The organism is Uliginosibacterium silvisoli, from assembly GCF_036017035.1.
Classification (GTDB): Bacteria; Pseudomonadota; Gammaproteobacteria; order Burkholderiales; family Rhodocyclaceae; genus Viridibacterium; species Viridibacterium silvisoli.
Genome location: NZ_JAYXHS010000002.1, coordinates 422916 through 437771 on the forward strand (window position 1 = coordinate 422916; position 14856 = coordinate 437771).

Annotated in this window: 11 protein-coding genes; 3 read left to right on the forward strand and 8 right to left on the reverse strand. The window is 59.3% G+C overall.

Annotated features, from left to right (window positions below; translation table 11 throughout):
* Positions 1-12 precede the first annotated feature (12 nt).
* A complete protein-coding gene (gene miaA, locus VVD49_RS11580) occupies positions 13-975 on the forward strand; it encodes a tRNA (adenosine(37)-N6)-dimethylallyltransferase MiaA (protein ID WP_327599334.1) in 963 nt (320 codons plus the stop codon).
* On the opposite strand, the gene VVD49_RS11585 is transcribed toward miaA, so the two are convergent.
* Genes VVD49_RS11585 through VVD49_RS11595 form a run of 3 tightly spaced genes read right to left on the reverse strand, consistent with a single transcriptional unit; the run spans position 968 to position 3345 of the window.
* Positions 968-1978, reverse strand: coding sequence for a CobD/CbiB family protein (locus VVD49_RS11585; RefSeq protein WP_327599335.1), 1011 nt, complete (start codon positions 1976-1978; stop codon positions 968-970). The two genes, miaA and VVD49_RS11585, sit on opposite strands and share 8 nt — an antisense overlap.
* Positions 1959-2666, reverse strand: coding sequence for a CoA pyrophosphatase (locus VVD49_RS11590; RefSeq protein ID WP_327599336.1), 708 nt, complete (start codon positions 2664-2666; stop codon positions 1959-1961). Before VVD49_RS11590 ends, VVD49_RS11585 begins: the two co-directional genes overlap by 20 nt.
* Positions 2667-2685: 19 nt before the next feature.
* Positions 2686-3345: a retropepsin-like aspartic protease family protein gene (locus VVD49_RS11595; RefSeq protein WP_327599337.1), complete on the reverse strand. Its 660-nt coding sequence runs from the start codon at positions 3343-3345 to the stop codon at positions 2686-2688.
* A 25-nt stretch (positions 3346-3370) separates the two neighbouring features.
* Here VVD49_RS11595 and VVD49_RS11600 point away from each other — a divergent pair, with 25 nt between their 5' ends.
* Both VVD49_RS11600 and pgi read left to right on the forward strand, forming a co-directional pair.
* Positions 3371-4090: a type 1 glutamine amidotransferase gene (locus VVD49_RS11600; RefSeq protein ID WP_327599338.1), complete on the forward strand. Its 720-nt coding sequence runs from the start codon at positions 3371-3373 to the stop codon at positions 4088-4090.
* Between the two features lie 55 nt (positions 4091-4145).
* Complete coding sequence (gene pgi / locus VVD49_RS11605) at positions 4146-5783, forward strand: glucose-6-phosphate isomerase (RefSeq protein WP_327599339.1); 1638 nt, start codon at positions 4146-4148, stop codon at positions 5781-5783.
* A 193-nt stretch (positions 5784-5976) separates the two neighbouring features.
* On the opposite strand, the gene VVD49_RS11610 is transcribed toward pgi, so the two are convergent.
* Genes VVD49_RS11610 through tssH form a run of 5 tightly spaced genes read right to left on the reverse strand, consistent with a single transcriptional unit; the run spans position 5977 to position 14834 of the window.
* Entirely contained in the window at positions 5977-6465 is a 489-nt protein-coding gene (locus tag VVD49_RS11610; protein WP_327599340.1) for a hypothetical protein, read from the reverse strand.
* Between the two features lie 11 nt (positions 6466-6476).
* A complete protein-coding gene (locus VVD49_RS11615; RefSeq protein WP_327599341.1) occupies positions 6477-8351 on the reverse strand; it encodes a LysM peptidoglycan-binding domain-containing protein in 1875 nt (624 codons plus the stop codon).
* A gap of 24 nt (positions 8352-8375) precedes the next feature.
* Complete coding sequence (locus VVD49_RS11620; RefSeq protein WP_327599342.1) at positions 8376-11687, reverse strand: type VI secretion system Vgr family protein; 3312 nt, start codon at positions 11685-11687, stop codon at positions 8376-8378.
* A 22-nt stretch (positions 11688-11709) separates the two neighbouring features.
* The gene (locus VVD49_RS11625) at positions 11710-12090 is read right to left on the reverse strand and encodes a hypothetical protein (RefSeq protein WP_327599343.1); all 381 of its coding nucleotides are present in this window, start codon (positions 12088-12090) and stop codon (positions 11710-11712) included.
* A gap of 26 nt (positions 12091-12116) precedes the next feature.
* Positions 12117-14834 (reverse strand): type VI secretion system ATPase TssH, encoded by a 2718-nt coding sequence (gene tssH, locus VVD49_RS11630; protein ID WP_327599344.1) that lies wholly within the window; start codon positions 14832-14834, stop codon positions 12117-12119.
* Positions 14835-14856: the final 22 nt, after the last annotated feature.

Here is a 14856-nt window from a genome sequence, read left to right on the forward strand (position 1 = left end):
TTGTCCGGTTTCATGAGTGTTAGAAAAAATCCGCGTGCGCTGATGCTGATGGGTCCGACCGCGAGTGGCAAGACGGCCGCCGCGTTGGCGTTGGCGCCCATCATGCCGATCGAGATCGTCAGTGTCGATTCGGCGCTCGTGTTCCGCGACATGGATATCGGTACGGCCAAGCCCGACGCGGCTGAGCTGGCGATTTGCCCGCACCATCTGATCAATATCGTGAGCCCGGAAGAAGCTTACTCCGCTGCGCGGTTCTCTGAGGATGCCTCGCGGTTGATCGGAGAGATTCACGGGCGCGGGCATTTGCCGGTGCTTGCTGGTGGCACCATGTTGTACTTCAAGGCGCTGCGCGAAGGCTTGTCCGACCTGCCGCAGGCCGATGTGGAATTGCGTGCGCAGATCGATGCTGACGCGCTCAAGCACGGCTGGCCGGTGCTGCATGCACGGCTCGCTGCGCTCGATCCTGCTGCTGCAGCGCGTCTGCATGCGACCGACGCCCAGCGCATCCAGCGCGCGCTGGAGATCGTCATCTTGACCGGACGCCCGCTTGCTGAGAGTTATGCCAAGCGGGAGGAAAGTGCCGCAGCGCAGATCGATTTCCTGCCCCTGGCGCTCGTGCCGTCGGATCGCGCCGTGCTCCATGCGAATATCGCGCGGCGTTTCGATGTGATGCTTGCAAACGGCTTCGAGGAGGAGGTGCGTCAGCTGCGCCAGCGTTATGTGCTGGCGCTCGAGATGACCTCGATGCGCTGTGTGGGTTATCGCCAGATGTGGGACTACATCGATGGGGTCGATGACTACGCAACGATGCGCTTCAAGGGTGTTGCCGCGACACGCCAGCTGGCCAAACGCCAACTGACCTGGCTGCGGCAATTCCGCGAAACCTGGCCAGATCTGATCGAAATCGACAGTTTGAAAACCGACGCACAGGGCTGCGTCATCAAGGCAGTGCGTCGGTGGATAGCAGCTAGCTGACCAGTCGCGTGATGCCCATTGTCAGCAGCAGCAATACGTACAACACCAGAGTGCGACGTACGAGGCCGACGAAACTTTGCAGGTATTCGACTTCTGCTTCGTCGCCCGTGCCCAGCTCCGGGCGCTCGATGATTTCGCCGCTCTGGTGAATCGGTTGACCAAGCCGCACACCCAGCGCACCCGCGCCGCTGGCAAGTAACACGCCCTCGGTCTGCTCCGGCCACTGATCAGCCTGAGTCCGCCAGCAATAAATCGCGTCTTCAAAATCGCCGACGATGGAGAATGAGATCGCGGAGATGCGCGAAGGCAGCCAGTCGATCCAGTAGAAAGCCTTGTATGCAAAGCTGCCGAATTCGCGCATGTCTGCGTCTTTGCTCTTGCCCCAGTAGCGCGCGTAGAACTCGGACATCCTATACAGCACTGCGCCGCAAGGGCCGGCCAATGGCACGAAGAGGATGATGATGGCGAAGACCTGACGGTGCGCGCCGATGATGCCGTTTTCGATTGCCAGGCGCGAGATTTCCTGCGAGCTGCTCTGCTCGTGCAGATGGCCGCGCCATTCGCCGATCAGGTTGCGTGCGGTCTGCAGGTCTTGCGCGCGCAAGGCCGCATGGATGCGCGTGAAGAAATGGCTGACGTGGCGGAAGCCCATCGTGCAGTACAGCACCGCAATGTTGAACACGAAGGCGGCGAGTGGATGCACTGCGTGGTACAGCACAAAGTAGATGACGGCGACTAGCAGGACGGGGGGCAGCACCATGAGCCACCAGGCAATCATGCCGTGACGGGCCTGGCCGTCGTTGAAGCGGCTCTCGAAGAAGTCGCCAAGCGCCTCCAGGGGCGGATAGAGCACCTTGGAGGCATTGAGGGGTCGGAACTGCTCAAGGAGCAGTGCGAGAACGAGCGAGAACAGCGTCATGGTGCCTGGAGGTTCTTGTCGGGGTGGTGCGTTGGTCTTGCTCGACGAACTGTCGGCAATGGCGTCAGTCAGAGTATACGCCACTCGCGGCGGCAGCCGGGGTCGTTGCCCCGAGGTCGGCTCGCTCCGACAGCCGCGCGCCTGCTAGTTCCTGGCCATCTGCCCTTGCGTTTTCAAGGCCGGCCAGTGGATGCGTCATGAACGCGGCGAACATCGCCAGCATGCCTGCCGTCGCGCCCCAGATGAAGCGGCCGGGATAGGGCACGGCGTAAAAGTGCTTGACCTGGCCGTGTCGCTCCACGCGATGGCGCTGGTAGTTGGCGGTGTGCAGGAGGAACTGCAGCGGGACGTCGAACAGCTCAGCCACCTCGAAGTCGTCTAGCCTCGGTACGAAGCCAGAGTGCGTGAGACCAACCACCGGCGTTACGCGGAAGCCCGATGAAGTGCCGTAATCGGGCAGCACGCCGAGCACTTCGACCTGATCTGCAGGCAGGCCGATCTCTTCCTCTGCTTCGCGCAAGGCCGCGTCGACAGGTGAGGCGTCGCTGGCTTCGATGCGCCCGCCCGGGAAGGAAATCTGCCCAGGGTGGTTATAGAGATGATCTGTGCGACGTGTCAGGAGTACCGAGAGGCCGTAAGGCTTTGGCGTCAGCGCGATCAGGACGCCAGCGCCGCTTTGGCCGTCTTGCAATGGCCACTCTTCTTCCCACGCAAATTGCGCATTGCGCGCGAAGCGCTGGTGGAGGGTCGAGAGGAGTTGATCTTGCGTCATGGGGTTTTGCTGCCGGGGCTCAATAGCGGCGCTTGAGGATCATGGTACTGCCATCGCGGCTCATGCTGACCCGGTTGAGAAAACTCATGCCGAGCAAGGCGACGTCGGAGCCCACGGGCAGGATCGTGCCTTCCACATCCTGCAAGGTGAGGCCATTGATCGTGACCTTGTCGAGCTTCACGCGCCAGGTCTGTACGACGCCGTTGGCGGTGCGCGCATAGCCCGTTTCGCCAGCCATGTAGTTGATGCCCGCCCGCTTGGCTTGCTCCGGCGTCAGTGCCACCGAGCTGGCGCCTGTATCGACGAGGAAGGTGATTGGTGCGCCATTGACGCTGCCCTGGGTGACGAAGTGGCCGCGCGCATCGGCAACCAGCGAGATGCTTTGTACCGCGCCACCGGAGCTGTCACTCGCTCCGACGGCGTAGGGTTGACCGCCGAGTTGCAGGCGTTCGCGCTTGCCGGCGGATTCGATCGTGGCCGCATCGCGCTCGATCGAGATCAGCTTGACGTCACCGGCGCTTTGCCCGGGTGCCAGGATGCGCGGGGCACTGCCGTCGATGGTCAGAACGGCCTTGCCGGGAAAGATTCCGACCAGTGCGACTTCGGCAGCGCCCGCGCCCACATTGGCCGCCATCGCGCACGGAATCGCACATAGAATGATGTTTCGCAGTTGGTGCATGGCCCACTTTTCAAGCATTCTCAGCATGAAGCCCGTCGCAGTCTTCCAGCATTGTCATAACGTCCAGCCCGGTCATTTTGCCAGCTTCCTCGACGCACACCAGATTCCCTGGCAGCTCATCGCGGTTGATCGTGGCGACCCCGTACCTGCAAGTATCGACGCATTCAGCGGCCTGTGTTTCATGGGCGGCCCGATGAGTGTCAACGACAGCTTGCCGTGGATTCCGCAGGAGCTGGCGTTGATTCGCCAGGCCATCGCTGCGGACATGCCGGTGATCGGCCACTGCCTCGGCGGCCAGCTCATGTCGCTGGCGCTTGGGGGCGAGGTCACGCGCAACCCCGTCAAGGAAATCGGCTGGGGTGCGGTGCAGGCCACCGATACATCCGCGGCGCGCCATTGGCTCGGCACAACGCAGGCATTTGACGCCTATCAGTGGCACGGCGAAACCTTCAGCCTGCCGGAAGGCGCAGTGCGCATTCTCGGCGGCGAATACTGCGCGAATCAGGCCTATGTGCTCGGGCCAGGCGATGGTATTCACCTCGGCATGCAGTTCCACATCGAGATGACGGAAGCGCTCATTCACGACTGGAACACGGACTGGGCCGATGAATGCGACGTCAACAAGGCGTTGCCCTCGGTACAGACTACCGCGCTCCAGCTGTCTGAAATGCCGCGCGCCTTGCCCGTCATGCGCGGTGTGGCAGAACAGTTATATCGTCGCTGGGTACAGGCCCTGCGCACGTAGAATTCTCTTCGATCCCTTTCCCGCTAATTCATTTGCCACTCCCGGTGCAGAAACCATGAACCCGACATTGACGACACCCTGGCAGAACCTTTCTTCACTGGCCACCGAGACGGGCAACACGCATATGCGTCAGCTCTTCGAAGTCGATGCACAACGAGCCGAACGCTACCGCACCAAGGCCTGCGGCATCCTGCTCGACTACTCGAAGAACCGCATCAATGACAAGGTGCTGGAGCAATTGCTCGCCCTGGCGGACGCCTGTCAGCTCGGTGCGCAGCGCGATGCCATGTTCAATGGCGAGAGTTTCAACAACACCGAAAATCGCGCTGTGCTGCACACGGCCCTGCGCTATCAAGGCTCGCAGCCGGTTCGCGTAGGCGGGCAGGACGTGATGCCCGATGTGCGTGAAGTGCGCGAACGCTGCTACGCCTTCGCACGTCGCGTACGCAGCGGTGAGTGGAAAGGCTTCGACGGACAGAGCATGACCGATGTGGTCAACATCGGAATCGGCGGTTCGGATCTCGGCCCGCTGATGGTGTGTGAAGCACTGGCTCCGCAAGCCAGCGGGCCGCGCGTGCACTTCGTGTCGAATGTCGACAGTGCCCACATCGTCGCCACGCTGAAGGAACTGAACCCCGCGACGACCTTGTTCGTGATTGCCTCCAAGACCTTCACCACCATCGAAACACTGACCAATGCGCGCAGCGCGCGGCAATGGTTGCTCGATGCCGTCGGTGGTGACGAAACTGCCGTCGCCAAGCACTTCGTTGCAGTGTCGACCAATCGCGAGAAGGTTACGGCGTTCGGCATTGATGCCAACAACATGTTCGGTTTCTGGGACTGGGTCGGCGGCCGCTACTCGCTGTGGTCGGCGATCGGCCTGCCCATCATGCTCGCGATCGGCCCCGAGAATTTCGACCAGCTGCTCGTCGGCGCATACGAGATGGACGAACATTTCCGCAGCGCACCGCTGGGCGAAAACCTGCCTGTGCTGCTCGCCGTGCTGGGCATCTGGTACGTGAACTTCCTCGGCGCACGCTCGCAGGTCATCGCCCCCTACAACCAGACCCTGCATCGCCTGCCGGCCTTCCTGCAGCAACTCGACATGGAGTCCAACGGCAAGGGCGTGCGTCGCGATGGCGGACGCATCGCCTACGCCACTGGCCCGGTCATCTGGGGCGAACCCGGCATCAATGGCCAGCACGCCTATTTCCAGCTATTGCATCAAGGCACCTCGCTGATTCCCGTCGACTTCATCCTCGCGCTGAAACAAGAAGGCACTTTACCGAACCATCAGCGCACTTTGATCGCAAGCTGTCTGGCGCAGTCGGCGGCGTTGATGCGCGGCAAGGATGCGGATGAAGTGCGCGCCGAACTCACGGCACGCGGCATGGACGCCAACGAGATTCCTGCTGCCATCCCGCATCGCGTTTTCTCCGGCAATCGCCCAAGCAACACCATGCTCCTCGACGACCTGAGTCCGCGCTCACTTGGTTCGCTGATCGCGCTTTACGAGCACAAGGTCTTTGTGCAGGGTGTGATCTGGGGTGTTAACTCGTTCGACCAGTGGGGGGTGGAACTAGGCAAGCAGCTCGCAACGGGCATCGAGAAGGTGCTTGCTGGTGAGGCGAGCGCGGAAACTTATGATGCTTCGACCCAAGGGCTGATTGCTCTGGCGGGTTTGCAACGATGATTCATGAGTTGTGGGGACGCATGACGAGACGGGAAACAAGAACTTCGCTCCAGACGGAAAGTCGAGCGGTCCCGCTCTTTTGAAAATCTATGATCCACGCGCTTATTCGTAGCGATTTAACCCAAGGCCCGGCCGATACGTAGGGCCATTTCTCGCCTCTCGCCTTGCTAGCTCAGCGCCTGAGTCTTGAAGGTTATGATTTTCTAACTGTTTCGGGCATAACCATACAAAAAGAGGATTCGACGGCATTCACATCATCTTTTATATCAATGGTATCTGCTTTCACCTTCTTACTCCCTGTAGTTAAACTGACCATGCGTGAAGGGTTTCCTGGAATATAAGCAATTACTCCATCCAACCCGGTCGTATACTCGTCACGGTAACTAGCCAGGATCGCGCTGAGCTTGCTGATGGCGGTGCGGCTACGCTCAATAAGTGCTCTGCGTGCTAGATCATCAGTTAGCCCCTTCGGGCGCCTTGTCATGTATATATGTGATTCGGTAGCCTCCCAGCACATAGGTTTATCCGCCAAGACAATGGCGGAGATTCTCTCATCCATCACCGATTTGGCCGCGACGTCAAAGTTTATCCATACGACGTTTGGCCCTCCAGAATTTCCTGCGTTGCCAAGCGATGCAAAGCCCAGTGCCATGACGGCCACAAAAAATCTGGTAGATGTCATTTTTTCACACGTCACAGTCGAGTTTCGGCCTTCTTTTCATCATCAACAATCTCGAATAACTTATTCAGCGCCTGCGCAGTTGTATCTTCGAGCTCTGGTTTTGAGCCATTTTTCTCATTCGTAGCCACGTAAGCCGCGGGTATAAAATACACTAGATGGTCTGAACTTTCTCGAAGTACTTTCGTGCGTCCATCGGGAAGTTTTACTTTCTCTGCCTTGCGGGCGATCATGACATAGTTACTGAATTTCACGGTGTCTTTCTGATTTCCACCTAGCAGGACGAGTTCGTCGTCCCCGTTGCGCGCATAGACAAATCCAACATGATGCCCACGACCGCTCCGCCCCGTGACCATGGCTATCGCACCGTAGACAGGGTTTTTAATTTGTACGAATAGAGGATTACGGACTGTGGGGGCATCCTTATCCTTTGGACTTGCCTTTTCGCCTTTGACTTCATAGAAACCATGGGCTCTTCCCTTGGCGGCTTGATGGTCATAGAAATTTGTGTTGTCTATCGGGTAGCCTGCTTTCATTAAGCACCAATTTGCAAAGGCGGCACACCAAGGGTGATGATCTTCAATGGCTATTTCTTTACCGTCCTTGTTTTTTTGTTTTTTTACTGTCAAAGACATGGTCTGCTGACCGTCATGTACATCTTTGTGATAATTAGTTGTTTTTTCTATTTCTCCTTCGAGTTTTCCTCTCCATTTTTTCGCCTCTGCCACGGCATATTTCATCCAAGGGACAACCCCATCTTCAGGCGTGATCAGTGCTATGGGCTCACCTTCCCCCTTTTTCGTTCGTGCCGTCACTGTCTTGTTTTGGGCTGTTGGCGCAAGTTTCGTGCTTGGTTTGGGAGAGTCGGTCTTCACCTTTGCGCTATTAGCGGGTGTTTGTGGTACTGCCGTTTTTGGGGAGGTTGTCGCAGGTGCAGTCGGTGCAGGGCCATTGATACCTAAAACTTGCCCTGCCAATATCAGGTCGCGTTTGAGTTGGTTGTCCTGTTTGAGTTGTTCAACGCTTATCTTGAATTTGTCGGAAATTTTGCTCAAGCTATCGCCGGGTTGAACCGTGTATAGGAGGGGTTGTTTCTTTGTAATAGCTGCTTGAACTGGCTTTACGGGGGCTGTTTTCCCAAAAAATTCCGTGACCTTTGTCAATAAGCTCCAGTGCTGCCCACTGTCCGCAGGAAGCTGTCCCAAGGACTTTGTTTTGCCATCAACAGTCTTGTGTTGCACTTCTATTGGGCTCTTCCCGTGCACGATGGGTGGAAACTGCCCAACCGCATTGGATGTAAGTGTGGATTCTTTCCCGTCTTTCTTCACTACGATCTTTTCTCCAGCGATTGGGCGGGCCCCATCGGTGGCTTGAATCTGGGTGACGTCCACCCATACTTCCTTCCGCGTATTTGCATCGGCATGGTAGCCCTCTATTTGTTCGATACCATCCATAACAGCTTCAAGCTGTTTCGCATTGACATCCTTGATTTTGGTGTCAGAGGATACCCCGCTTATTTTGCTGAGATCGTTGATGTACCGCTCTGTGTCATTATTGTCGTTGGCAGGTGCATACAAATTAATAGTTTCGCTCAGTGTTTTGTCGGAGTATTTGCGTAGCAAACTGGCTTTGAGTTGTTCGCGACCAGTTTCATAGTCGGGGAATATGAAGAAGTGATGATTGCTTACGCCTGCTTTTGCAAAGCCAATATAGCCCTTGGTCTTCTTGGGCGATGGAATGCCATCTGTCATTGGAGAAACCAGGTTGCCTCCATTGTTCGTGCGCCAAGGTAATGAGCCACCTGTCCGCAATAAATGGCGGCCATTGTCGGCAATGAACTCGGCTGTCTTGATTTCAGGGTGGTAAGTGGCTTTGACAAAAGTGGTCATATGGCCTTTCTGGTGCACCGTGTATCAGTTATCCGCTTTGTCAAGAAGCTCGCGAATCTGCGAGACAGTCAAGAACTCGCTGCTGTGATGGGTCGTTGCGCTCACAACCTCTTGGTAGTAACGACTGGAGGTTACGTTGGAGCTGGTCTGTGAAATTTCTTCGTCAAATGTCTGGGGATGGGAATCCGTCAAGTCGTCACTTTCCGCCTCCGCTGTGAACGCCACATTGGTAGATTCAGTGGATCTTGGTATTGGCAGCAACTGCGCGCCCTGCGTGTCGCCAAGGCGCAGCTTGACTTCCGTCGCGGAAGCGGTGGTTATGCGTGGCAGACGACCATCTTCAGCAACGACTCCTTGCGCAAGGGTTTCCCCTTCATCGTCCACGATTGCAAATGGCGAGCCAGCCCAACCAAGAGCCAGCAAATCGTCTGCCCCCAATGCCGCAAAACGCAAGCTGTGCGGTGCTTCGACGGGTTGCAGAAGCAATTCGCTCGGTACCGGCAATGACATCGAATTGCGTGAGCTCTTCGCACTCGTAAAATTCCGCTGCCCCGCCTTGAGATCCACCACGCCCGGAGCAGTCAGCGTGATATTCCCAGCCGAAATCTCGATGGCTGCCCCGCCCGCACTGAGCATCAACTTGTCCTTCCCCTGCAGCAGTACATCTGCCGTCGTGGAGGTGATCGTCACAGCCTTGTCGGCATTGAAATCCGCCTTGTCGGTCTGCGCCTGAACGCTGACCTTCCCTTTGGCTGCATGTAGCTTGAGGCCGAGGTCCTTGATCGGACGTGCGCCATCTGATTGCTTGCCGTAGGTATAGAGGGCGATGCCGTCCTTGGCGACCCAGGCTTGTTTGCCTTGCGATGCGATGTGGATGTCGGTTGCGGCGAGGGTGAGGGTGTTACCTGCGACGAGTACCGCGCCTTTCGGAGTGAGCGCCGCGATGCCGGCTGGGCTTTCGGCGACAATCATGGGCTCGCTCCACGCGGGTACGGAGCCCGTGCCGCCGTTGACGTTTGTGCCGGCCGAGCTACCTGTCTCCGTCGCTTCGAGGATTTTCTGGCTCTTGGCCAGCCCTGCCGCAGCGGCGAGCTTTTCCGATGCGGGCTCGCCCTTGATGTCGGCCTTCTGTTTCTGCGCTGACTCAGCCAAGGACTTGACGAGGCTTTGCGCCGTGTCGAGCTGCGTACTTGCAATCGGGCTGTCGAGTAGCGCGCCGCTGGCGTTGGCTTGGGCAGTGGTCGAGATCAGCAGGCCGCTGCCCGCGCGGATGGCGCCGGACTGTGCTGTGACGAGTTCTGCGCCATGGCCGCGGTAAGCGGTGCGCTGGTTGTCGTTCTGGTGGCGATTGGCGCCGAGTGTTAGCGATGATGCAAATTGGGTCGTGGCGAGCTGGGTTCTCGGTTCGTTTGGTGTGAGGTCGAAGGCGAGGTGATTGAACCCGCCAGCGCCTTGCTGACTCTGCGTCAGTGCTTGAGTCTTGATGCCTGCGAGCGTGGCACGATGGGCATGTTTGGGGCCGGTATTGCCGGACTCTGTGGCGCCATCCTTACCCGCATCTCCACCTGCGAACCAGCTGGGCGCGTTGCCCGTTGTGGCACCAGCGCCCGTGCCGGTCTGGTTGTTCTGTGCGTCCTGTGCGCCTTGCCCGTTGTAGGCTGTGCCGATGACGACGGGGCGATCGATGTTGCCTTCTATGAAGTCGACCAGCACCTCCTGCCCGACGCGCGGGATGAAGCTGCTGCCCCAACTGGCGCCGGCCCACTGCGTCATGACGCGCACCCAGGCCCATGCGGCCTGATCGGCAGTGGCGTTCTCGTCGCCGCTCGGATGAGCGAGGCGACTGTGGCTGTTGGCGCCGCGTTGCCAGTGGAACTGGATCTTGATGCGGCCGTCGCGGTCGGTGTGGACGGGCTCGCTGGCCGCGCCGACTACGATGGCCGTTTGCGTGCCGGAGACGATGGGGCGCGGACGCAGGACAATCCCGGAGTCATTCTGTGTGATCGGGCGATAGGGTAGGGTGGCGGGCAGCAGCGTGAAGGTGTTGGTGTAGAGCGGGTCTTCCTTTTGATTCTTTGCCGGCTTGTCCTTCTTGTTCTTGGCGATGCGGCCGAGCAGATCGAGGGCCTTGGCAGCCAGACCCTGCCCCAAGCTTGGCGAGAGGTTGTTGCGCGCGTGGTGGCTTACGCGCAGCACGGCGTAGCGATTCGTTGCCTCAGCATCGTCTGTCGCCGGGCTGAGCATCTCGAACGCGCTGTCGAAGTGATCGTCGAGCACGAAGCGTGTGCCGGGGGACAAAGTGCGCACGGTGCCGCTGCCGGTTAGCAATTGACGTTGTGCGTCGAGTGCTTCGATCTGCCTTGCCGCGTAGCGCTCGCCGGTTTCGCGGTCGGGCCACAGGTAGGCGTCAGGTGCGTCGAAACGGGAGAGGGGCATGTCGGTTGCTGCCTCGTCTGCCTCCGCAGAGAGGCTGCTGGTGCGCGTATCAAGGCTGCGGTAGTCCCAGCTTGCGATCTCGACGGAATGCGTGGCGAGCGCGCGACTGCTGGCAAGGTGCTGGATGGTGTCCGACTGCTCGGTGCTGCTGGCGCGGTGGAAGCGGATGCGCGTCTGCTCGTTGTCGGTGAAGGCGTCGGTGTTGTCGGTGATCACCAGCGTGTGCTTTGAGTCCTGTAGTGAGGCGCCGACGTTGCTGTCTGCTGCGCCACCTGCATCGTGCTCGAACCAGTAGTAGAGCCCTTCTTCAGCGAACAGGCGTTCGATGAAGGCGAGGTCGGATTCGCGGTACTGGGTGGTGATGCTGCGCTTGGCGTAAGTCACGTCTTCGCTCAAGGCCCAGCGCCATGCGGGCACCAGGGTTCCTGTGCCGGAATAATCGGCGAACACACTGTCGATGATTTCCGGCACCGTCATGTCGTGAAACACGAAACTGTCAGCGCGATGATCGAGGAAAGCGAGCCAGGGTTCGACGGTCAGCTTGTAGTAGCCGAAGCCGCCGTCAGCAGTCAGTGTTTCGAAGGCAGTGATATGTCCATGGAATGGTCGCAGTGCGATGCGCGATTGCTGGGTGAGCAACTCGATGAGGATGGTTTTGCCGAGCCAGTCTTTTGCTTCCAGGCTGGCGTTGGTGCACAACACGCTGAGCGTGAACCGGAAGCCGGCCGCACATTGTTCGGCCGAAGGCGCTGCGGGCCCGATCTGTTCGACGCCATCGAGCCGCTCGACGAGCAGCTGATCCAGTGCGCTGTCCGTGTGTAACCGGATAAGGCGCGTTGCATCATTGTGGCCGGAGCGGATGGCGTTCAAGACTTCCTGTGCCAGCGTTTGCATGTCCATGGGATGTACCTGTCTGCGTGGATCAGCTCTCGAGCGCCCAGTGCTGATGCCATTCGTTGCGACGGTTGAACGGGTAGTCGAGTGCAACGATGCTTACCGCTTCGATGTAGGACGCGAGCGGCGCGCTGTTGATGACGCGAAAGCGGAAAAACAGCTTGTGCGCGCTGGCCCTCACTTGCAGGTTGTGGCTGCGACGGGAGTGTTTGGCCAGGCGTCCGCGCAGCGTGACACCTGCGGCGCGGCCGACGTACTTCGCAACGAACACGCCCTTCACCATTTCACCAAGCTCATACAGGCCGAATGCCTCCGGCGCTTTGAGGTATTCGTGCAGTGGATAGGGCGTGTTCTCGTTCTCCCACTTCCAGTTCAGGAATTCGCTCAATTTCGTTCCGGATAGCGCCATGAGAATTCTCCCGAGATTTCGACTCGTCAGTTGATCGCGTACTTGAATTCGCCGCTGCCCGATGCGCTGAGTTTGATCTTCCTGATTTCGCGGCCCTCCGCCATGCGTGACAGAACCGTGCCGGCGATCTCGGGCAGCATGGTGCCGTTGAGGATGTTGTCCACATTGCGGGCACCGGAGTCGACCTCGGTGCAGCGTGCGAGGACGGCTTCGACAAGATCATCGGTGTAGCTCAGGCTGGCGTTGTGGTTCTCGGCGACGCGACGCGCAATGCGATCGAGCTTGAGACGGATGATGAGTTCAAGCACGTCGTCGGAGATCGGGTAGTAGGGCACGACCTTGAGACGACCGAGGAAGGCCGGCTTGAAGGCCTTGTTGAGCTGCGGGCGGATTTGCGTGTCCAGCTCGTTCGGTGACGGTAGCTCGGATTCGGACTTGTTGAGGCAGGCCTGCATGAGCGTGCTCGAGGCGACATTGCTCGTGAGGATGATGATGGTGTTGCGGAAGTCGATTTCGCGGCCTTCTGCGTCGTCCAGCACACCCTTGTCGAAGACCTGGAAGAAGAGTTCGAGCACGTCGGGGTGTGCCTTCTCGACTTCGTCGAGCAGAACAACGGAATACGGCTTGCGACGCACAGCCTCGGTGAGTACGCCGCCTTCGCCATAGCCGACGTAGCCGGGGGGCGAGCCCTTAAGACCGGATACGGTGTGCGCTTCCTGGTACTCGCTCATGTTGATGGTGATGAGATTGCGCTCGCCACCGTACAGCGACTCGGCGAGGGCCAGCGCGGTCTCGGTCTTGCCGACACCGGAAGGGCCAACGAAGAGGAAGACGCCTTTCGGCTTGTTCGGATCTTCAAGGTTGGCACGCGCTGTGCGCACGCGCTGGCAGACGGCTTCGATGGCGTATGGCTGACCGATGACACGCGCTTCGAGCGAGTCTTTGAGCGTCAGCACTGCCTGGATTTCGTCTTTCACCATCTTGCCGAGCGGGATGCCGGTCCAGCTCGAGATGATCTCGGCGACGACATTGCCGTCGACCTGCAGCGGTACCAGCGGCGTCTCGCCCTGCATGCCGCGCAGTTCGGCCCCGAGGGAGTCGAGGGCTTGGTGCGCGTCGCTTTTTTCGGGCGTCTTGGCTTTCTTCGACGGCTTGATGTCGGAAGGGGCTTCGCTTTTCCGACCTACGTTCATGGCTGCACTTTCTTCAAGGCTCGTGCGCTGCGTGATGATCTTCTCGACCAGCGCTTTTTCCTGTTCCCAGCGCGCGTGGTCTGCTTCCAGTTGTGTGTTCAGCTGCGCACGTTCGTCTTCCAGCTCCTTGATGCGCGCGGCATGATCGTGGCCGGTTGCGCGTTCACGTGATAGCGAGGCGAGCTCGGACTGGATGCGGTCGAGACGCTTCACCACATCTTCGATGCGCGCGGGCGTGGCGCTCTGGCCGAGTGCGACACGTGCGCAGGCAGTGTCGAGCACACTGATGGCCTTGTCTGGCAGCTGGCGGCCGGTGATGTAGCGCGCGGAGAGGCGCACGGCTTCGGTGATGGCCTCGTCGAGGATGCGCACGTTGAAGTGCCTTTCCATAAGCGCTGACATGGCACGCAACATGGCGCTGGCCAGTTCTTCCGAAGGCTCTTCGACTTTGACGACCTGGAAGCGGCGGGCGAGGGCAGCGTCCTTCTCGAAGTACTTCTTGTATTCGCTCCACGTGGTGGCGGCGATGGTGCGCAGTTCACCGCGCGCGAGTGCGGGCTTGAGCAGATTGGCGGCATCATTCTGGCCGGCTTGCCCGCCGGCACCGATCATCGTGTGCGCTTCGTCGATGAACAGGATGATGGGTGTCGGGCTCTTCTTCACTTCGTCGATGACGTTCTTGAGGCGATTCTCGAACTCGCCTTTCACGCTGGCGCCGGCTTGCAGCAAGCCCATGTCGAGCGAATGCAATGCGACGCCTTGCAGCGGTGGCGGCACGTCGCCCGTTGCGATGCGCAGGGCAAGACCTTCAACGACGGCCGTTTTGCCGACGCCTGCTTCACCGGTGAGGATGGGATTGTTCTGGCGGCGACGCATCAGGATGTCGATGACCTGGCGGATCTCTGTGTCGCGGCCTATTACGGGATCGATCTTGTCGTCCGCAGCGCGCTGCGTGAGGTTGGTGGTGAACTGATCCAGCGCGGGGCTGCGCGGATTGCCTTGTGATGCGGCAGCCATGTCACCGGCATCCACATCTTCGTTGCTTGCCCCGGTGGCGGCTGCCGTAGCTTGCACGGCTTCGTCGGAACCGACCGTCATCTCGGTCAGCTTGTGCTTGATCTCGTCGAGCGGGAATTTGACGAACAGCTTGGAGCCTCGGTAAGCGAGTTGCGACAGGTCCGGTGCGGTCAGCAAGGCGAGCAGCAGGTGGCCGCTGCGGATCTGCGCGTTGCCAGTATCGAGCGAGGCGATGAGCCACGCATGCTCGAACAGGCTCGGCAGGTTCTGCGAGAACACTGGTGTGCGCGTGTTGCCGTTCTTGAAGCGTTCGATCTCGGCCGTCAGGTCACGCTCCAGCGCGGTGAGGCTGACATCGGACTTGCGCGCGATGCGTGCGAAATCGGAGTTGTCGGTCTCGCACAGTGCAAGGAACAGATGCTCGATGTCGACTTCGAAATTGCCGCGTGACATGCACAGCGACGCTGCGCGTTCGGCAGCTTTGCGACAGGTGGTGTTGAGCTTGCCGACGAGGACTTTGAGGTTGTTGGACATGATGCTTTTTCGTAGGTGGTGT